2 tRNA genes and 1 rRNA gene are annotated in these 540 nt (G+C 48.5%); all 3 read left to right on the plus strand.

The features are described 5' to 3' along the window. Positions 1 to 85: ribosomal RNA gene (locus CEY16_RS14970) — 16S ribosomal RNA — on the plus strand; the annotation flags it as partial. A 92-nt stretch (positions 86 to 177) separates the two neighbouring features. Continuing rightward, a tRNA-Ile gene (locus CEY16_RS14975) sits at positions 178 to 254 on the plus strand. Between the two features lie 8 nt (positions 255 to 262). Further along, a tRNA-Ala gene (locus CEY16_RS14980) sits at positions 263 to 338 on the plus strand. Positions 339 to 540 lie beyond the last annotated feature (202 nt).

Below are 540 nucleotides of genomic sequence, written 5' to 3' on the forward strand. Positions count from 1 at the left end.
CTAGCCGCCGAAGGTGGGGCCAATGATTGGGGTGAAGTCGTAACAAGGTAGCCGTATCGGAAGGTGCGGCTGGATCACCTCCTTTCTAAGGAATTTTTAAGGAGGCGTCAGCGCTATTTTGTTTAGTTTTGAAGGATTGAATCTCTGATTCTTTCAATCTAATTTTATTGATGAGATGGGCCTGTAGCTCAGCCGGTTAGAGCGCACGCCTGATAAGCGTGAGGTCGGTGGTTCGAGTCCACTCAGGCCCACCATCTCAAACGGGGCCTTAGCTCAGCTGGGAGAGCGCCTGCTTTGCACGCAGGAGGTCAGCGGTTCGATCCCGCTAGGCTCCACCATATAATTTCACAAGTACTAATCAGGATCCGTTTATGATACGGAAACTAGTTATACGTGTGAAATTCAATGCACCTTGAAAACTGGATAAGAAGATAAAGCAAGAGCATCGAAACGAAACAAAGCATCTTTATTGCATAGAAGTTAAGTGAAGAAGAGCGCACGGTGGATGCCTTGGCACTAGGAGCCGAAGAAGGACGGGAC

Origin of the sequence: Halalkalibacillus sediminis (assembly GCF_002844535.1) — a bacterium.
Classification (GTDB): Bacteria; Bacillota; Bacilli; order Bacillales; family Alkalibacillaceae; genus Halalkalibacillus_A; species Halalkalibacillus_A sediminis.